This window comes from Ferruginibacter paludis, from assembly GCF_030409685.1.
GTDB classification, from domain to species: Bacteria; Bacteroidota; Bacteroidia; order Chitinophagales; family Chitinophagaceae; genus Ferruginibacter; species Ferruginibacter paludis.
The window spans coordinates 600574-619624 of record NZ_JAUFQJ010000024.1 but is presented as its reverse complement, the minus strand read 5'-3'; the positions used below and the strand labels follow the sequence as shown (position 1 = coordinate 619624).

The window sequence follows — 19051 nt, the reverse complement described above, 5'->3', positions numbered from 1 at the left end:
AATGAACTATAAAGATTTGTATATACCCATTTTGGCAGCCGTATTTGCAGGCTGCTTTTTTTTATGCAGTTGCGAAAATACTCAGGAAGAGCTTGACAAATTCAATCATAAAGACATTGCTGTTGAAGAGGGAAAAAATGTGGTGATTAAATATTCTGTTGGCGGAAGGAAGAAAGCCATTTTAACGGGGCCGGTAATGTACCGGGTGCAGGACACCATTCCCTACATTGAGTTTCCCAAAAGCATCCATGTAGATTTTTTTGATATTCGTGACAGTCTTGACAGTAAGCTGGATGCAAAATATGCACAGTACAAGGAAACCCAGAGCAGGGTGTTTTTAAAAGACAGTGTACGGGTGATTAATGTAAAAGGAGACACATTGTATTGTAACGAATTGTATTGGGACAGGGCCCGCACCGGAACAGAATTTTATACTGATAAACCGGTACGCATCAGAACGAGGAAAGAGACTTTGGACGGTATTGGGATGGAAGCCAGCCAGGATTTCAAAGAATATCATATTATCAAACCTACCGGCATTGTTTCGGTACCTGCAGCGCAGTTTCCTAATTAAGGAAATTCACCAGCAACAATAATACAATTTTAATTGTTGTTGTATTTTTAACTTAAAAGAGAAGCGGAGACTTTGCCTGTTTCTAAAAATAAGCACGCGAAATAAGTTATCGCTATCAAAGCAGCATTTACCTCTTAACCATGAATAAAATTATTGTTTACGGAATACCCAATTGTGATACGATTAAAAAAACATTGGATTGGTACAAAAAGAAAAATATTACTGTTGAATTTGTAGACTATAAAAAGACGGGGATTACAAAAGACAAACTGGCGGCCTGGAGTAAAAAAGTGGGGTATGAAATACTCTTAAATAAAAAAAGTACTACCTGGAGAAGTTTGTCGCCGGAAACCCAACAAAGAATTACAAGCGAACAAGCGGCTATACAACTGATGCAGGAGTATACCAGCCTTATCAAAAGGCCAGTGATTGAAATAAATGGCAATATTTTGGTAGGGTTCAATGAAACAAATTTTTCCAAACAATAAAAACAACACAATGAAACGCAATGCAACCGCCGTATGGAACGGCACTGGTAAAGAAGGTACAGGTAACCTAACTACACAAAGCACCACTTTAAACAAAACTCAATATTCGTATAACTCACGTTTTGCAGAAGGAGTAGGTACTAACCCTGAAGAGCTCGTGGCTGCAGCGCACGCCGGTTGCTTTAGTATGAAACTGAGCTTTGTGTTGAATGCAGCCGGTTTTACCGCAGATGAGATCAATACAAAGTGTGACATTACGTTGGACCCGGCAGCTGGTTCCATTACTGAATCTCACTTAACCGTGTCAGCAAAAATTCCGGGTATCAGTAAAGAACAGTTTGATACAGCGGTTACAGATGCAAAAACAAATTGCCCGATTTCAAAATTATTGAATACAAATATTACACACGAAGCAACATTGTTGTAAGAGGATACAAAGTAAAAAATCAAAAGTAAAAATTAAAAAGCCGCCGGGATAGAGTGACAACTCCGTATTCGGCGGCTTTCAATTTATAATTTGTACAAAGTAAAATAATTCTTCCAAATTAGGAGATTATTGGATTTTACTGCTTCAACTTATAACTCATAACTCCATTAGTGCATCGCTTCGCCCAAATCTACCTTCTGACCCTTATTGCCTTTAACCATTAACACAAATGGTACGCAAATTAAGAACATGATGCCGAGGTACATAAATACATCCATGTAGGAGAGTACAGCGGCTTGTTTGGTTACCATATGATCCAGTGTGGCATAACTTGTTTTAAGTGCTTCGTCTGTATTCATCCCTTTATTGATAAAGGTATGCTGCAGGCCCTGTACGCGCTGTTGCACGGCAGCATTATTTATATCCAGTTTACTTACCAGGTCATTCCGGTGAATCATATTTTTGCGGGCCATGAAAGTGGTAATCAGTGCCACCCCAAATGAACCGCCCAGCTGGCGCATCATGCCCGTAAAGGCAGCACCCTGGCCTATTTGCTGGCCTTTTAATGTTGACAATGACAAGGCTGTGATTGGGATAAATAACATCCCCATGCCAAGGCCACGCACAATCAGCATCCAGAAAAATGCATCCGAGTTGGTATCAGGTGTTAAGATAAAATATCCCCATATGGTAAAGATGGCAAACAATACCATCCCTCCGGCAACAAGATATTGCTGTGGTACGCCTTTGCTTAATAACTTGCCTATGATGGGCATCATAAACGCTGTTGTTAATGCGGCTGGTACCATTAGCATACCGGCCTGTTGAGCCGTCCAGCCCAGTATAGATTGCGTATATAGTGGAATGATAAAAGTAGATCCATACAATCCAAAACCCATTATAAAGGAAAGAATAGTCCCTACCCGCAGATTACCGTTTTTTAATACACGCAATTCTACAATAGGGTTTTTAAAACTCGTTTCACGCCAGATAAAAAAGAATAAACCCAAAAAGGCGGCCACCATAAGATATATAATCACGCTGCTGTTAAACCAGTCATCATCCTGACCTTTTTCCAGCACATATTGTAAAGAACCAACCGTAAGCGCCAGCAATCCAATACCCAGCCAGTCAATATCACTTCCGGTACTTTTTTCGCCGTACTTGGGACTGCGGACAAACTGCAGTGTAAGTAAAGTTGCAATAACGCCGATGGGAATATTGATGTAGAAAATATAAGGCCATGAGGCATGATCAACAATGTAGCCACCTAAAGGCGGTCCCAACGTTGGACCAATGATAACACCCAATCCATAAATGGCCTGGGCCATACTTCTTTTTTCGGCTGGATAACTTTCGGTAATAATGGTTTGAGAAGTTACGAGTAAAGCGCCGCCGCCGATACCCTGTAAAAAACGAAAAATTACCAGCTCCCAAATACCGGTTGCGTTACCACATAAAAACGAACAAACCGTGAAGAGAATAATTGAAGCGGCGAAATAATTACGCCTGCCAAACTGCACGGAAAGCCAGCTGGTCATAGGTACAATAATTACGTTTCCAATTGCGTACGCTGTGATCACCCAGGCAACTTCTGTCAAGGTTGCTCCCAGTGACCCGCGCATATCATTCAATGCCACGTTTACAATGGTGGTGTCCACAATTTCAAGCAGGGCGCAAAATATGGCCGTAATGGTAATAATTACCCTTCTTGAGCCATATTCAATTAAAGAATCCATTTGTTGTTGCATACAATATTTTTTATTTCCTCAAAGAGGCCTAAGGCGCTTGATTAGGAAACCGGTTTTACTGACAGTCATGGTCTATAATGTTCATCCATGGCATGTTGTACAAGAGCCGATATCTACCGGCTGCGACGCCAATGAAGCTTAATAGTAGTACTATGCCTGGTTCAAATGTTTTACGGTTTCATTTACAAGAAAAAGCAAGAGAGCTTTTTCTCTAAAATGTGGGCTGATTATAAATTTACATCCACATCCACATTCATACCGGGCCTTAACTGTTTTACGAGCGAATCCGAAGGATTTGCAAATTCAATTTTCACAGGCAGCCGTTGCACTACTTTTACAAAATTACCGCTTGCATTATCCGGAGGTAGTAAGGCAAAACGTGAGCCGGTAGCGGGTGAAAAGGATGTCAGTTTTGCTTCAAATTCGTGCCCGGGAAAAGCGTCTGCACGTAAAACTACCCGTTGACCAATCCTCATTTTTTCAAACTGCGTTTCTTTAAAATTGGCCACTACCCAGATATCGTTGTTTAATACAATGCTGAAAACTGATTGGCCGGGCTGTAAAAACTGACCTTCCTGCACATTTACTTTTGATACCATGCCGCTTTCCTGTGCAGTTATTACTGCATAAGATAAATTCAGTTTGGCTTCTGCAACATCTACCTGTTTTTGCTTGATGATGGCATCTGCCACGCCAATTTGAGATGAGGTTGCATTGCTTTGAGAACTAACGGCACTGGTTTGCTGAGCTACCTGGTTTTTTTGCTGTACCAATATTTGTAACTGGCGTTCTGCGGTTTGTTTGGCAGCTTCTGCCTGGTCAAATTGTTGCTGGGTTATTGAATGATCTTTAATCAGGTTTGAGTAACGATCATAATCCTGTGACGCTCTGCGCAGGTTTATTTTGGCAGCTTCTATTTGTGCATCTGCGGTGGATATGCCGGCCCTTGTAGTAGCAATATTTGCCCTTGAAGCATTTGTATTGGCTTTTGCTGCGCCAAGATTAGATTGGGCGGTAGCCAATGCTGCTTCGGCCTGCTGCACTTTTACAGCCAGGTCCCGGTCGTCAAGAATTAACAGGGTGTCGCCTTTTTTAATAATCTGGTTGTCTTTTACACGTACCTCTTTAACATAACCGGCCACCCTTGGTATTACCGGGCTTATGTTGGCTTCTATCTGCGCATTATCAGTTTCTTCGTGATGTTGCCCGTGCAGGTATTTGGTAATGCCAAACCAGCCGCCGGCAATTACCAGCGCTATTAGTACAATTAAAAAAACTTTGCTTTTTTTAGGTGCTGCTTTAGCGGTTGTATCGTTTTGCATAAAAATGTATTGTATGTTTTGGTGTTGATATTAATTGTTTAAAATGCCTGCTGTTTGTAATAATTTATTGTAGGCTACCACAGCATCTGCTGTCGCGTTGCTTACATTTAATTTCGACTGCAACTGCGCCACATCCGCATCCAGTAAATCAGTAGTGGTGGCCAGCGCATTATCATATTTATTTTTTGTGATGCGGTAATTTTCGGCCGCCTGTTCAACCGCCTGCTGGTACACTTCTATTTTTTTACGGCTCAGTAAATAAGCCTGGTAGGCCTGGTTTATCTGTAACCTGATGTTATCATTCAGCATATCCTGGCTGGCGGTAATCTGCTGTATTCTTGCATCAGCCTGTTCTATTTTTGATTTTGTTTTCCATAAAGAAGAAAGCGAATATTTTACGCCAAGCCCTACCGTTACCGCATTGGTGACGGTTAAAAATTTAGGGATGTCGGCTGCAATGTACCCGGTAGTTAATGCAATGTTGGGGTAATAATCGGCTTTTGTCGATTTGATGCCCAATTCTGCCGATTTTTTGCGCAAGGCCAGGGCACTGATATCATTGCGAGACTGAAGCGCCAGCTGTTCATATGCTTCAATGCTTTTTACATCGCCGGGTTGTTGCAGGCTGGCCGAATCGGCCACCAGCAGGGTTTGTTCCGGTAATCCCAGCATCAGCGCCATATTTACGCTGGCAATTTTATAGTTGCTTTGTGCATCGAGCAGTGTTAACTCAATGTTGGAAGATTGCAGTTTCACTTTCAGTAAATCATTTCTTGCTATCAGCCCGTTTTGTTCCAGGTTGGTAAAATCCTTTACCCGCTGGTTAGATTGTTCCAGGTTTTCCTTAACCAGTGTTACCGCCTTTAATGATTTATACAAATTGCTATAAGCGTTGATGGTATTAATAATCACAGCTTCTTTATTATCAGCGGCATCCAGTTTGGCGGCTTCCTGAAGGTATTTAGCGGATTCTATACCATACTTTAGCTTACCGCCGGTATAAAGTGGCAGTGATACATTCAAACTGCCGTATGCAACCTGGGAAACTTTCGGTCCCCCAAAGCCCTTTCCGGAAGTATCAGATAACAGGTGAATGTTAGGAGAAGTTGGCAGGTACATATAGGTGCCGCTCACGTTTACATCAGGTAGCAGCCGCTCTTTTGCTTCCTGGATAGCAGCCGTAGCCTCACTTATTTTTGCTTTGTTGTTTTTTAGCAGGTGACTGTTAGTTACACTCAGGTCAACTGCTTCTTTTAAGGTAATTGTTCTTGTACTGTCCTGCGCCTGTAATGCCTGTATATTTACCAGGCACAGCAACACGATCAATCCTGCTGTTAGTTTATGCTTCATTGGTTAATATTACTTTGAATAAAGTTTTTATGTGTATGCTTAGTCTTCTTTTGAAAATATTTTTAAATTCTTCATCAGGTAAATCCTGCTGGTTATTAAATTCCCTGTAATACTCCATGCTCATCAGGCTTTGTGATGCGGTGCCTACCATGGTGTTCAGCATCAATACCACGTCAATCTTCTTTTTAAAAACACCTTTTTTCTGCCCGTCTTTTATCAGTTCAGCCACTACCGCAATGCTGCGTAGTTTTACATTGTTGGCAGCTTTTAATATGGCCGGGTTTTTATTGGTCACCAACACACCCTGCATTACTTTTTGAAAACAGGGCTTTAGCATTACTCTTTCAATGTGTTCATCAATCAGCATATTCACTTTTTCAATGGGACTAAGGCTGTCGTCTTTTATGAGATTTTCCATTCTTAGTTTTACTGAACCCACCCTTAATTCAAACAAAGCTTCCATCAGTTTTTCTTTGGACCCGAAGTAGTAAGAGATCATCGCCACATTGATACCGGCTTCATCCGCTATGTCGCGAACAGAAGTTCCGTCGAAGCCTCTTTCCGCAAAAAGCCGCTCGGCGGTTTCTATTATCTGTATTTGTTTGTCATTAAATTCCATGCCATTGACTAATTGAAATGCAAAGTTAAACAAACGTTTAATTAAAATCAAACAAATGTTTAATTAATTTATTGTTAACGACTCCCCGGATGGCAAAAAACAATGTTCAAATGAACTACGCAAACAGTTTGTGCAACGGCTTTTTGATTAGATTTGAAAAAATATTCGCCATGCCATTTACAAATAAAACGGTTGTAATTACCGGCGCCAGCCGGGGAATAGGAAAAGCCATTGGCCTTAGATTGGCAAAAGACGGAGCCAATATTGTCATCGCCTCAAAAAGTGTGGAAGAAAATCCCAAACTGGGTGGTACTATTTATTCTGCCGCGGCAGAAATGGAAGCAGCAGGTGGAAGGGCCCTTGCTGTGCAATGTGATATCCGCTTTGAAGAACAGGTGCAGCAAATGGTAGAAAAAGCTGTAGCACATTTTGGCGGTATTGATATTTTGGTTAACAATGCCAGCGCCATCAACCTTACAAATACGGAACAAACAGAACCTAAACGTTTTGATTTAATGTACGATATCAACGTGAGGGGAACGTTTATGGTAAGCCGTGCCTGTATTCCGCATTTGAAAAAAAGTACGAATGCGCATATTTTAAATTTGTCTCCCCCTATCAATATGGATATGAAATGGTTTGCCAACCACCTGGCTTACACCATCAGCAAATATGATATGAGTATGATTGCCCTCGGACTGGCAGCAGAATTAAAACAGTTCAACATTGCTGCCAACACTTTGTGGCCGCGTACAACCATTGCTACCGCTGCGGTAAACAATTTACTGGGTGGCCAAATGCTGATGAATATGAGCCGTACCGTGGATATTATCGCCGACGCGGCCTGGTATATTTTATCAAAGCCGGCAGCAGAATGTACGGGCAATACTTTTATTGATGAAGCTGTTTTGGCAAAAGAAGGTATAACGGATTTGGAAAAATATTCCGTTGTGCCGGGTGCACAATTATACACTGACCTTTTTCTATAAAAAAATAATTAGAACTTATATATCAGTTTGCATCTAACAATTGCAAGGCTTTTTAAAGCAGGTAATAAAAAGTATCCCCTTCTTTTTGGTGTGAGATGCTGTTAAAGAAATCCTAATCCCAATTTTATTTTGATAAGCGGTAACCTTCTGCCGGGCTTGTACGTCTAATTTCGTAGCGCTTTAATTGTTGTAATTAAAGCCACTCAACCGAAAAAAAATTACCATGACGACCAAATTTGCAGGGATGCTTATCGCATTGCTTGGAGGCCATTTTGTTGCCTGCGCTCAAACTGAAATTAGAAAGATAACTGCTACTAAAACGAATGCTGTTTTTAAAATAGATGGAATGCTGAATGAGCCTGCCTGGAAGACGGCTCCGGTGGTTGGCAAATTTATTGAGTTAAGGCCTGTCCCTTTTAGAAAAGAAGATTCTGCCAACCGAACTGAAATGTATATTCTGTATAATAACCAGGGCGTTTATTTTGGAGGATACTGTTACGAAAAAAATAAAGACAGCATTGCAACTGAATTAATAGGCAGAGATAATTTTGGCAACAACGATTTTATAGGTGTTGTGCTGGACACTTATCTTGATAAAATTAACGGCTTTGAATATTTTGTTACGCCGCTCGGCGAACAAATGGATGCCAAGGCAATACCGCAGGATAACAACGGCAACTCTGAAGATTTTTCCTGGAACAGTGTTTGGCAAAGTGCCTGTAAAATGCAACCGGATGGGTGGAGTTTTGAAATGTTTCTCCCTTATTCAGCCTTGCGTTTTAGCAAAAAAGATATACAGTCATGGGGTTTAAATATTGTGCGGAGAAGAAATAAAAGCGGTCAGCAATTATTCTGGAACCCGATAGATCCTAAAGTAAACGGTTTCCTTACACAGGAAGGACTCTTAACGATTCCTGATAAAATATCTCCGCCAGTCAGGTTATCCTTTTCACCCTATTTCTCCAGTTATGTAAATAACTATCCTTACAATACCGCAGGGGTAAAAAACACTACCAATGCATTTAATGGAGGTATGGATATCAAGTACGGCATCAACGAAAGCTTTACGCTGGATGCCACGCTGGTGCCTGATTTTGGACAAACGCAGAGTGACAACCATATATTGAACCTGACGCCGTTTGAAGTAAAGTACAATGAAAACAGGACTTTTTTTACAGAAGGTACGGAGCTCTTTAACAAAGGTAATTTGTTTTATAGCAGGCGTATCGGGGCTCCACCAATTCATTTAAATGATATAAGTGGAAAACTGGATAGTACCCAGCATATCGTTAATAATCCATCGGAAACAAAGCTGTTAAACGCAACCAAGATCTCAGGGCGCAATAAAAATAAATTAGGGATAGGCTTTTTTAACGCCGTCACTGAAACCATGTATGCTACTATAGAGAATGATAAAGGCCAGAAACAAAAAATTGAAACCAATCCACTGACCAATTATAATATCCTGGTGCTTGATCAAAGCCTTAAAAATAATTCATCCGTAACCCTGGTAAACTCTAATGTGTTGCGCAATGGCAAAGATTACGACGCTAACGTAACCGCCTTGCTGTTTAATTTATACGATAAAAAAAATAAATGGAATCTGTATGGCAATGGCTATTCAAGTACCATTTTCAGCAATACAAAAAGTACAGGCTATAAATATGGCGCAGGCTTTGGTAAGGTAAGCGGTAGCTTTGTTTTTTCAACAACGGTGCAGGCGATAGATGATAAATTTAATCCCAACGACCTTGGTATACAGTTCTACAACAATAATATCAACACATATATTTACGCTGGCTATTATTTTACCAAGCCCACTAAATGGTATAACCGCTGGTTCAATAATTTTAATTTTAATTACGACCAGTTGTATGTTCCGCGGTCTTTTCAGAGTGTTAAGTTTAACTACAATACCAATCTGCAATTTAAAAACCTTTGGTGGATAGGGTTGTTTGCAAACGCATCACCAAAAGGAAATGATTTTTACGAACCCAGGGTTGCCGGCAGGTTTTTCCGAACTCCTTCTTATTTTACAATCGGCACATTTGGACAGAGCAATAATGCAAAAAAATACAGTGTAGTTCTTACTGCTATGTTTGGAAACACCAATCTTTTTAATCAACACGAATGGTATTTCGACTTTACACAAATAATGCGTTTCAACAACAAAATTTCCATATCGCATTACATCAATTTAGATCCCATCCGCAATAATATTGGTTTCCCTACAAGTAACAGTGATAACGGCGCTGATGGCATTTATAATAACAGTACATTATTGTTTGGACGCAGAAACCGCATGACAGTTGAAAATCGTTTGAATTTTAAGTATAGCTTTAATAATAAAAGTTACATCACCATGCGGCTAAGGCATTACATGGGCACTGTGACTTATAAAGAATTTTTTACGCTGAATGCGTCAGGGAATCTTGATGCAATACCTGCCGGCAACAATGGTATCAAACAGTATATCAGTAATAACCACAACTTCGATAACAACTATAATACATTTAACATTGATATGGTGTATAGCTGGCGCTTTGCACCAGGCAGCGAATTTAACGTGGTATGGAAAAACGGCATCAATACTTTTGAGCGGGATGTGGTAAATGGGTACTTTAAAAATTTTAACAATACCATCGTAGCACCACAAAACAACAGTGTTTCGGTAAAAGTGTTGTACTATATCGACTACCTTCAGCTGCGCAAAAAGAAATAAAAAGCTGCCTTTTTTTTGGCAGCTTTTTATAAAAATTTCTTATTTCAACATCAATTTATTTACCGGTTTTTCCAACAGGTATTTGTAAATAAATTCCGTTTTCAAATTCATGTAATGAAGCCATTTATTACCACCCCAGCCATGCCGGCCGCCACTGTATTCCATAAATTCAAATTTCTTTTTGGCATCCTGTAATTTGCTGATGAGGTTGATGCTGTTTTGAATGTGTACATTGTCATCAATAACACCGTGCACAATTTGTAACATGCCCTTGTATTTGTCAACATAACTCAACACCGAACTTGTTTTATATCCTTCCGGATTTTCCGCCGGTGTATCCATGTAACGTTCTGTATAGTGCGTATCATAAAAACTCCAGTCGGTCACACTGCCACCAGCCATACCATGGGTAAATACATCGCTGCCATAGGTTAAAGCATAGCAGGTCATGTAGCCACCGTAACTAAACCCGGTAATGCAAATTCTTGTGGGGTCTGCGCTGCCATTTGCAATCAACCATTTTACCATCGTGCTGTAATCTTTCATTTCCCAATAGCCAAGGTTACGGTACATGTAGTTTACACCTTCCTTGCCAAAGTGCCCGCTGGCACGATGGTCCATCACAACCTGTATCAAACCTTCTTTGGCATAAAACTGCTGGTTGCCATTTAAGCCCCAGCTATCCCAGCAGCTGCCTGCATTAGGACCTCCGTAAATAGAAATCAATACCGGGTATTTTTTACTCTTATCCATGTTCACCGGCCAGGTTACTTTCATTGGAAGATCATATAAGTCGTCATCACTTTTTACCCTGAGCAATTCAGTTGTAGCCAGGTTGTATTCAGCAAATTCTGCAGCTTTTGAATCGCCGATTTCTTTAATGATTTTCCCCTTGTTATTAACCAGGGTTAATTTGGTTGGTGTGCCGGAGTTGGAAGAGGTTGTTATAAAATAACTGCCGTTTGGTGAAAGATTAATGTTGGTATTATTGTAGTCTCCGGAAGTTAAACGCAACAGATTTTTACCATTCAAACCAATGCAGTAAAAGTCAATGCGGGCGCTGTTTTCCCTGCTTCTTGCAGTAAAATAAACTATCCCTTTTTTTTCATCTACTTTGGTAAGATTCAATACCGTAAATTTTCCGGAAGTGATTGGGTTAATTAATTTCCCGGTCATGTCGTACAGGTACAAATGATTCCATCCTGTTTGGTCACTTTCTAAAATAACATTTTTACCACTGCTTAAAAAATGCAACCTTTCGTAGCCATCCTCCAGCTGTATCCATGTTTTTTGTTTTTCATCATAGATTTCTTTTTTATCACCTGTGGCTGGATTTACGCTCCAGATCTTTAAATTATTCTGTCCCCTGTTTATCCATTGCACCCATAAGGCACTTCCATCAGGCGTCCAGTAAGGTGCTCCGAAATACTGGTCATCTTTATCATCAAAATCAGCGAAGACAATGTTGCCACCTTCCGGTGCCACAAGGCCAATTTTTACCTGCGGATTGGCGTCACCTACTTTGGGGTAGCGCTCCTTCTCCACATAGCCATGCTGGCCGTTTCCGTCGGTAATGATATATACCGGAACGGGCGAATCATCTGTTCGGAAAAATGCAAGGTGTTTGCTGTCAGGGCTCCACCAAAAAGTACGGTATAGACTTGCCCTTCCTAAAATTTCTTCCGTATACACCCAGCTGGCATATCCATTTAAAATAACATCGCTGCCATCTGTTGTTAAACGGTTTTCTTTTTTTGTGGCAATATTGATGGTGTACAAATCATTGTATCTTGTAAAAGCAACATAATTATTATCTGGGCTGATGATGGGATTTATTTTTTTTGTCGTATCACTGGTAAGCTGTGTTTCAACACCATTCACTTTTACAAAAATATTACCGCTTTTAAGATAAGCACCGGACTTTGCCACATCGCTTTTTGCATCGGTTGCCGCGGCTTCTTTTTCAATACCTGTCTTGCAATCCAGCACAAACTCTTTGCCTGTCCTGGTGATACTAACGTGGCTATCATCTATCCATTTATTAATAACCGGCAAAGGTTGAATAATACCCTTAAAATCATTTTTAAAATACTGATCATCGGTGAGCTCTTTTTTTTGAGCCATCGTACACAGCGACACCAGCGCCAATGCAGCAACTGCAGTTAATTTCTTTACAAAGAATAGCATAGTTTACCTTTTTAAAATTTGGCAGACAAGATAGTTTTTTTGAAGGAGATTGAAAAGTGAGGTTGATGAATGGAACATGCAGTTTTATTTGATGATATATCTGCAAACAAAACGACCAATCAAATTTTTGATTGGTCGTTATTACTATCGCCGATAATTTATTATTGTTCAAAATTTTCCGGGCGCATCATAGGGAAAAATAACACATCCTGTATTGAATGCTGGTTGGTCAGCAACATGGCGATTCTGTCAATACCAAAACCAATACCACTTGTTGGCGGCATGCCATATTCCAACGCACGTAAAAAATCATAGTCAATAAACATAGCTTCATCATCTCCACGTTCCATCAGTTTGGTTTGTTCTTCAAAGCGGGCTCTCTGTTCCAGCGGATCATTCAGCTCGCTGTAGGCATTGGCAATTTCCTTTCCATTACACATCAGCTCAAAGCGCTCTACCAGTCCAGGTTTACTGCGATGCTTTTTTGTAAGCGGGCTCATCTCAACGGGGTAATCTGTAATAAAGGTGGGTTGTATGTAATTGCTTTCGCATTTGCTGCCAAAAATTTCATCAATCAGTTTGCCCTTACCCCATTTGGCATCTGCATGAATCCCTAGTTGTTGGCACACAGTGCGGATGCCGTCTTCATCCATTTCGCTGATATCAAAACCTGTAAATTCTTTGATAGAATCATACATAGTGATTCTTTTATAAGGTGCTTTAAAATCAATTTCTTTATCGCCCACCGTTACTTTAGAATTGCCGTTGGTAGCCAGTGCCGCCTTCTCCAGTAGTTGCTCAGTAGTTTCCATCATCCATTCGTAATCCTTATAGGCTACGTAAAATTCAAGCACTGTAAATTCAGGATTATGGGTTCTGTCCATTCCTTCGTTTCGGAAGTTGCGGCTGAATTCATACACCCATTCAAAGCCACCCACAATCAATCTTTTTAAATACAATTCATTGGCGATACGCATGTACATAGGCACATCCAGTGCATTATGATGTGTAGTAAAAGGCCTTGCAGCAGCGCCGCCGGGGATGGATTGCAATACAGGTGTATCAACCTCCAGTGCACCACGGTCGTTTAAAAACTCACGGATGGCATTCATCATTTTGGTGCGCTTGATGAATGTTTCTTTTACACCTGGGTTTACAATCAAATCAGCATACCGCTGGCGGTACCTGAATTCCGGATCGGTTACTTCATCAAAAGCTTCTCCGTCTTTTTCTTTAACGATTGGGAGTGGCCGCAAAGATTTTGTAAGAATTGAAAATTCTTTTACGTGTATAGAAGTTTCGCCGGTTTTTGTGATGAATACATACCCTTTAATACCAATAATATCACCTATATCAATTAATTTTTTCCAAACAGTTTGGTACAGGCTTTTATCCTCGCCAGGGCAAATATCATCCTGTTTGATATAAAACTGAATCTTACCCACCGCATCCTGCAACACAGCAAAATTGGCCTTTCCCATATCCCGAACACTCATTATTCTGCCGGCGATGCATACATCTGCAAACTGATCTTTATTTTCTTCTCCCTTAAAATTTTCTTTTATAAAAACCGAGGTGGTATTTACCGGGTACAATGCCGCAGGATAAGCGTCAATGCCCATGCTTGTTAATGTAGCTAATTTTTCCCTTCTGATAACTTCTTGTTCTGACAAATGTGCAATGCTCATGAAATAATAATAGTTGAATATTTTTAAATATTGGTAATCACGCTATAATTTTGCGAAGATACCGCATGAAACTGATTTGTCCACTTACATTGCGGCCTGCCCGATAGTGGCAGGATACTTGTCTATATTTGTCTTATAAAAACTTATCTATGAAACAACTTGTTTTGTTATTAACGATTGCTTTTACATTTTGCGGTTGCGACGTTTTGCAGCAATTGCCACAAGCTGCAGGGGTAGGAGGAGTTACAGAAAGCGAGGCTGCCACAGGAATTAAAGAAGCTTTAAGCCAGGGATTGGCAAAGGCAGTTTTACAATTAAATAAGGAGGACGGTTTTTACAAAGATGCGGTATACAAAGTGCTGCTGCCGCCAGATGCAAAGAAGATAGAAAATGCGCTGCGCACAGTTGGCCTGGGAAGTATGGTAGACAAAGCCATTTTACAGATCAACCGCGGCGCTGAAGATGCTGCAGGATACGCCAAACCTATTTTTGTGGACGCTATCAAAAATATGACACTGACGGATGCCATTGGCCTCGTGAAAAATGGCGACACAAGTGCTACCCACTTTTTCAGGGAAAAAACTACGGCGCAATTGATTGCCGCGTTCATGCCGGTGATAAAATCATCTCTTGATAAAGTAGAAGCCACCAAATATTATGGCGACATTGTAAACAAGTACAATAGTTTTCCGACCACGTTTACCAAAATAAATCCCGACCTGGCGGGTTATGTTACACAAAAAGCAACCAACGCTTTATTTGACCAGGTGGCGCTGGAAGAAAAAAATATACGTACCAACTTTGCCGCACGAACAACGGACATTTTAAAGAAAGTATTTGGAGGACAGTTGAAATAGCGACAGACTTACGTTTTTCAATTAGCCATCCACAATAATCGCTTTAATTTTTGATCTATATTAAGGCAGATCAAAAATTAAAACTTGATGCAAAAATTGCACTAGAAATCGCCAGTATTCCTATTGTAAAAAGAACGCCACCGAGGATATGGCTTCCGGTTGTACGATTTTTATCGTTTTCAATAATTTCTATTTTTTGAATTCTATCTAAGCGAAGTGTATAGACACCAAAAGCCGCCGCATTATCTTGTGGTGTAAAAAAATGCACTTCATTTAATACCATTGAATTTAATGGATCGCTTTTTTTATATTTTTTACTTCTATCTGCACCCTTTACCAATTGCAGCTGATGATAAAATGGAACGGAATCCAATATGCACACCATCGTTTTTCTATCAGCATTTAATACTGGATTTACCATTGAAAAGGCATCACTGCCACTTCGTAAAATAAAATACTTTTCAGATAGCCTAAGGCTATCAATTACAGAACTCTTGTTGGCCGGTGGCACTAAATGAACCTGGATCGCTTTGTAATAGTTTTGGCAGGATGTAAGGAATAACATTAGTGCGACAAACGAAACTGAAAAACTTCTTTTTGATTTAATGTTGTGCGACATAAAAAATGTTTTAAAATGTAAACAAATAAACGTTTGGTTAACTAACTGTGATGATAAGACCGATAACGCTATATTTTTAATAACAGACAGTGCAGGAGCTAATAAAAAATTTGTATACCAAAACTACTTTTGATAAAATGAGGGTATGATTGAATTAATTATGCGCTTCCAAAAATCAACTATTGCCTGCCTGCCGTTGTTAAAAAGCATTTCTTTCCCGCTGGTTTCATTTTGCGGATCCTTGGCTGAGCGTTCTGTAACTAACATATATAGTCCTAGTTTTTCATTTTTCCTGTCAGGATACTTTTGGTTCAGTGTTTCTACCAAAGGATGGTTTGAATGATTATCTTCATTGTTATTATTTATCCCGCTTAAATAATTATCACGCTATCTTTTCAAACAGCGGGCATTTGTTTTCCTTAACCGGCAGGGTTTTTTGAATGCCACGCACAAGCTCTATTATATTATAAGATTTGGTATGGCAGAAGGGACACGCATGCACATCGCCGGCTGAATCAACATACACACTTCTGCTGCCCGAAAAACAACCAACTCTTCTTTGATGATAACCATGGTATAACATCGTAGGATAATCGCTGTAAGCGGGCGAATGATTGATTCGTTTAAAAGTAAGCTCCAGTTCAACAATGTGCTTTTCATCAAGCAGTACATTTTTGCCTTCATAGTGGCCTACGCTCCTGGGTTCCAGCACCTGCACAAATTGTACACCCAGTTTTTTTGCAAAGTCCATATAAGGCATTAAGTGATTGCCATCAATAAATTGTTTGGTGGCACATACGCTTACAGAAGTTACCATGCGTGCCTGCTGCGCATTGGAAATGGCATTTACAGCCTGTTCAAAGGCAGAGCTGTTTCCTCTAAACATGTTGTGTAATTCGGCTATGTAATGATCAATACTTACTACGATCCCCTTGCAACCCGCTTCCCTTAATAATAGTGCGTTGTGTGCGGTAAAATTAAAGCCGGACGTAAGTACCCAGCATTCACTTTTTTTGCTTGCGTATTTTATCAACGGCAGTAAATCTTTAAATCTTACCATTGGTTCTCCTCCGCTAAAATGAAGCTGTAATACACCTTCGTTTTGATAAAGGTCAACTACCTTAAATAAATCTTCTCTTGAAAAAGATTCTTTTTGATTCAGGTTATCCCATTCAAAACAATGCTCGCAACGCATGGGGCATTTTCTTGTAATGGCCAGAAATACAAAGGATAATTTTTCAGTAACGGTCAATGGTGATGCATGCCTCCGCAGCTCGCTTTTGATGAGTAAATCGTATGCCCCGGAAGGCCAACCGGGTGTGTATTGATTGAAATAATATTTGCCGTCAATTTTATACATCTTTTTTAAATCACCGCCCCATACATTGTTTCTTAAACGAAGCATTGTTTTAAAAGTGGAAATTATTTTATCGGGGCGTTTTAAAATAATACAGGCAAAATAAAAGATGCGAAGTTTAATAAACATCCAGGTAAAATATTTCTCAATGCTGCCCGGCCTACTTAAATTGTTTGCCTGGTAAGGCTTACTGGTAGCGGCTGTTATGGGTGTATGAGTTGCTGCAACTGGAAGTGTGATGGCTGTTTGCATATAAATAATTTAATTGCTGAGTAATTTTTTTGCAGGCATGCTATTGCTCTTTTTTAATGTGATGCGGTTAGGGACAGGTTATTTTGTGCGGCCATTTTTTTATACAGGCTAACACCAAACATGGGAAATGCATTGGCTTTTTTAAACTGGTTTAAAAAGGCAACATTTGGCGGATTTTTAAAATCTCTTATGTGTTCGTAATACCCCTTGCTATGTAAAATGTAGGTCCTGCTTTTAGTTGCGTCAGTAAGCGGACTTGCTTTGTATACAATAGTAGCCACATTGCCGATGGCGGGTTGGGAAAGATAAATTGCATCTTCTTTCGCCAGGTACGGCAACACGTTTTTGTCCAGCTCATCGGTAGCTTCTGAAGGTGCTAATTTTTGCACCGTAAAATTATTATCCTCTGTAAAGTCCATAGCCGCATAATCAATTTCCCAAAACATAAAACCACTTGATAGTTTTATGGCTGTAAACGTTTCGATGTTTTCGGATAAATCAACAGGCACTACAATTTGCCTGGTAGCCAATGGGCCAATGGTTGTAATATCAGTGATTTTTTTCCAGCCACTGATCGTTTTTACTGAAACTTCCAATGGTATTTGCTGATCTTTTGTCCATTGCAATAATTCTGCTACGGGCTTCTTTCGCTGTTGTATAATATAGGTACTGTAGTAGCTGCCAAATCCTTTTGCCAGTTCACCATACAAGAGATCCAGGAAGTATGAATTTTTTAAACTTAAAATGAGCTTGCCTTTTTTTGCAGCTGCAGGTTTATTAAAATGTAGTGTAGCCTCATTGGTTGCATTTAAGGCAGTGCTGTCATCCATATACATCAGGTAATTATCGTCTGCGTTTGTCAATGCAGCAGTCATATCTTTCTTTCTGTTCAGCAGGCAACTGGTTGCTGGCTTTGGGTCGGAAACATTGTAGAGATTTCCTTTTTCGTCTGCTAAAACCTTACTGTTTTTATCGTGGGTAACTATCCACAGTTCCGCCATGTCTGTATATTGTTTCTCGTGTAGTTCATTGCTTATTTTTACCTGTAACGAGCCATCGTTTAGTGGCTGCATTTTTAGCGGCATATAATCATGCCTTGCCATTTGCGGGTAAATAGCACCGCCGTAAATTTCCCCCTGTAGCGAAAACGAACCATTGGTATAAGCACTTACAAACGGACAGGAGCTTTTTGTTGCAGCAACAATGATGGTTACTACAGCCAGTACCCCCAGGGTGTATCCAAGAGCACCAATCACATAGCTGCTGGTAGTGCGTTTTCGGTCTTTTTCAATGACTTCAATTTTTTGAACCTGGTCTAACTGTAATTTATAAGGGCCTGGTAGGGCTGTTTTATCAGGTGGTATATGAAAATGAACTTCGTTTAATACCGATGATTCCAGCACATTACTTTGGCTGTATTTTTTATTTCCGGTTGTGCCTTTTTGAAGGTAAACCTGGTGATAAAACGGTACTGTATCTAACGTGCATTCAATACTTGTCTGGTCGCTACTCAGCACAGGATTTTTCATATAATAAGCATCACCGCCATTTCGAAGAATAAAATATCTTTCGGCAAGCCGGAGGCTGTCGATTGCTGAACCGGTTGTTGAGGTGCTGTTTCTCTTTAGCTGGCTTGCCATATAATAACTGTGACAGCCTGTAAACAACAGTATTGTTGTAATAGAAAGTACTAAGCATCGGGTTAATTTTAGTTGAGTAAACATGCTGATATTATTTAAAGATGATTGAATAATAAAAAAGGCAAGGCTATTCCTGCGAGCTAAAATGTGCCCCGGGCAAGGTTTAAATTGCCGGGGACTTTCCTGAATGCCGCGTATACTACCACCAT

Annotated in this window: 16 protein-coding genes; 7 read left to right on the top strand and 9 right to left on the bottom strand. The window is 40.1% G+C overall.

The features are described from left to right. The first annotated feature begins 1 nt into the window (after position 1). The 3 genes from lptC (at position 2) to QWZ08_RS27000 (ending at position 1489) form a co-directional block, all read left to right on the top strand. Entirely contained in the window at positions 2-574 is a 573-nt protein-coding gene (gene lptC, locus QWZ08_RS27010) for an LPS export ABC transporter periplasmic protein LptC (protein WP_290340867.1), read from the top strand. A gap of 140 nt (positions 575-714) precedes the next feature. Continuing rightward, positions 715-1062 (top strand): Spx/MgsR family RNA polymerase-binding regulatory protein, encoded by a 348-nt coding sequence (locus tag QWZ08_RS27005; protein ID WP_290340866.1) that lies wholly within the window; start codon positions 715-717, stop codon positions 1060-1062. 10 nt (positions 1063-1072) lie between these two features. Further along, positions 1073-1489, top strand: coding sequence for an OsmC family protein (locus QWZ08_RS27000; RefSeq protein WP_290340865.1), 417 nt, complete (start codon positions 1073-1075; stop codon positions 1487-1489). A 167-nt stretch (positions 1490-1656) separates the two neighbouring features. Here the strand turns inward: QWZ08_RS27000 and QWZ08_RS26995 are convergent, their stop codons facing one another. The 4 genes from QWZ08_RS26995 to QWZ08_RS26980 form a co-directional block, all read right to left on the bottom strand. Next, the gene (locus QWZ08_RS26995; RefSeq protein ID WP_290340864.1) at positions 1657-3240 is read right to left on the bottom strand and encodes a DHA2 family efflux MFS transporter permease subunit; all 1584 of its coding nucleotides are present in this window, start codon (positions 3238-3240) and stop codon (positions 1657-1659) included. Positions 3241-3467: 227 nt separating this feature from the next. After that, entirely contained in the window at positions 3468-4562 is a 1095-nt protein-coding gene (locus tag QWZ08_RS26990; RefSeq protein ID WP_290340863.1) for an HlyD family secretion protein, read from the bottom strand. Between the two features lie 30 nt (positions 4563-4592). Beyond that, positions 4593-5912: a TolC family protein gene (locus tag QWZ08_RS26985; RefSeq protein WP_290340862.1), complete on the bottom strand. Its 1320-nt coding sequence runs from the start codon at positions 5910-5912 to the stop codon at positions 4593-4595. After that, positions 5902-6582: a TetR/AcrR family transcriptional regulator gene (locus QWZ08_RS26980; RefSeq protein WP_290340861.1), complete on the bottom strand. Its 681-nt coding sequence runs from the start codon at positions 6580-6582 to the stop codon at positions 5902-5904. Before QWZ08_RS26980 ends, QWZ08_RS26985 begins: the two co-directional genes overlap by 11 nt. A gap of 59 nt (positions 6583-6641) precedes the next feature. On the opposite strand from QWZ08_RS26980, the gene QWZ08_RS26975 reads away from it, so the two are divergent. Both QWZ08_RS26975 and QWZ08_RS26970 read left to right on the top strand, forming a co-directional pair. Next, positions 6642-7520, top strand: a complete 879-nt coding sequence (locus QWZ08_RS26975; protein ID WP_290340860.1) for an SDR family oxidoreductase — start codon at positions 6642-6644, stop codon at positions 7518-7520. A gap of 223 nt (positions 7521-7743) precedes the next feature. After that, positions 7744-10242, top strand: a complete 2499-nt coding sequence (locus QWZ08_RS26970) for a DUF5916 domain-containing protein (protein ID WP_290340859.1) — start codon at positions 7744-7746, stop codon at positions 10240-10242. Between the two features lie 39 nt (positions 10243-10281). Here QWZ08_RS26970 and QWZ08_RS26965 read toward each other — a convergent pair whose 3' ends face one another. Then, complete coding sequence (locus tag QWZ08_RS26965; protein ID WP_290340858.1) at positions 10282-12429, bottom strand: S9 family peptidase; 2148 nt, start codon at positions 12427-12429, stop codon at positions 10282-10284. A gap of 161 nt (positions 12430-12590) precedes the next feature. Then, a complete protein-coding gene (gene lysS / locus QWZ08_RS26960; RefSeq protein ID WP_290340857.1) occupies positions 12591-14117 on the bottom strand; it encodes a lysine--tRNA ligase in 1527 nt (508 codons plus the stop codon). Between the two features lie 149 nt (positions 14118-14266). Here lysS and QWZ08_RS26955 point away from each other — a divergent pair, with 149 nt between their 5' ends. After that, positions 14267-14974 (top strand): DUF4197 domain-containing protein, encoded by a 708-nt coding sequence (locus QWZ08_RS26955; protein WP_290340856.1) that lies wholly within the window; start codon positions 14267-14269, stop codon positions 14972-14974. A 70-nt stretch (positions 14975-15044) separates the two neighbouring features. Here QWZ08_RS26955 and QWZ08_RS26950 read toward each other — a convergent pair whose 3' ends face one another. Further along, positions 15045-15539 (bottom strand): hypothetical protein, encoded by a 495-nt coding sequence (locus tag QWZ08_RS26950; protein ID WP_290340855.1) that lies wholly within the window; start codon positions 15537-15539, stop codon positions 15045-15047. Positions 15540-15738: 199 nt separating this feature from the next. Here QWZ08_RS26950 and QWZ08_RS26945 point away from each other — a divergent pair, with 199 nt between their 5' ends. After that, complete coding sequence (locus tag QWZ08_RS26945; RefSeq protein ID WP_290340854.1) at positions 15739-15936, top strand: hypothetical protein; 198 nt, start codon at positions 15739-15741, stop codon at positions 15934-15936. A 39-nt stretch (positions 15937-15975) separates the two neighbouring features. On the opposite strand, the gene QWZ08_RS26940 is transcribed toward QWZ08_RS26945, so the two are convergent. Next, positions 15976-17202, bottom strand: coding sequence for a radical SAM protein (locus QWZ08_RS26940; RefSeq protein ID WP_290340853.1), 1227 nt, complete (start codon positions 17200-17202; stop codon positions 15976-15978). 53 nt (positions 17203-17255) lie between these two features. Beyond that, positions 17256-18842: a hypothetical protein gene (locus QWZ08_RS26935; protein WP_290340852.1), complete on the bottom strand. Its 1587-nt coding sequence runs from the start codon at positions 18840-18842 to the stop codon at positions 17256-17258. Positions 18843-19051: the final 209 nt, after the last annotated feature.

Excerpts from the sequence above, each read along its gene's own strand:
- QWZ08_RS26940 (WP_290340853.1), bottom strand. The coding sequence starts at position 17,202 with ATGCAAACAGCCATCACACTTCCAGTTGCAGCAACTCATACACCCATA.
- QWZ08_RS26950 (WP_290340855.1), bottom strand. The coding sequence starts at position 15,539 with ATGTTATTCCTTACATCCTGCCAAAACTATTACAAAGCGATCCAGGTT.
- QWZ08_RS26975 (WP_290340860.1), top strand. The coding sequence starts at position 6,642 with ATGAACTACGCAAACAGTTTGTGCAACGGCTTTTTGATTAGATTTGAA.
- lysS (WP_290340857.1), bottom strand. The coding sequence starts at position 14,117 with ATGAGCATTGCACATTTGTCAGAACAAGAAGTTATCAGAAGGGAAAAA.
- QWZ08_RS26955 (WP_290340856.1), top strand. The coding sequence starts at position 14,267 with ATGAAACAACTTGTTTTGTTATTAACGATTGCTTTTACATTTTGCGGT.
- QWZ08_RS26945 (WP_290340854.1), top strand. The coding sequence starts at position 15,739 with ATGATTGAATTAATTATGCGCTTCCAAAAATCAACTATTGCCTGCCTG.
- QWZ08_RS27005 (WP_290340866.1), top strand. The coding sequence starts at position 715 with ATGAATAAAATTATTGTTTACGGAATACCCAATTGTGATACGATTAAA.
- QWZ08_RS26995 (WP_290340864.1), bottom strand. The coding sequence starts at position 3,240 with ATGCAACAACAAATGGATTCTTTAATTGAATATGGCTCAAGAAGGGTA.
- QWZ08_RS26965 (WP_290340858.1), bottom strand. The coding sequence starts at position 12,429 with ATGCTATTCTTTGTAAAGAAATTAACTGCAGTTGCTGCATTGGCGCTG.
- QWZ08_RS27000 (WP_290340865.1), top strand. The coding sequence starts at position 1,073 with ATGAAACGCAATGCAACCGCCGTATGGAACGGCACTGGTAAAGAAGGT.
- QWZ08_RS26990 (WP_290340863.1), bottom strand. The coding sequence starts at position 4,562 with ATGCAAAACGATACAACCGCTAAAGCAGCACCTAAAAAAAGCAAAGTT.
- QWZ08_RS26970 (WP_290340859.1), top strand. The coding sequence starts at position 7,744 with ATGACGACCAAATTTGCAGGGATGCTTATCGCATTGCTTGGAGGCCAT.
- QWZ08_RS26985 (WP_290340862.1), bottom strand. The coding sequence starts at position 5,912 with ATGAAGCATAAACTAACAGCAGGATTGATCGTGTTGCTGTGCCTGGTA.
- lptC (WP_290340867.1), top strand. The coding sequence starts at position 2 with ATGAACTATAAAGATTTGTATATACCCATTTTGGCAGCCGTATTTGCA.
- QWZ08_RS26935 (WP_290340852.1), bottom strand. The coding sequence starts at position 18,842 with ATGGCAAGCCAGCTAAAGAGAAACAGCACCTCAACAACCGGTTCAGCA.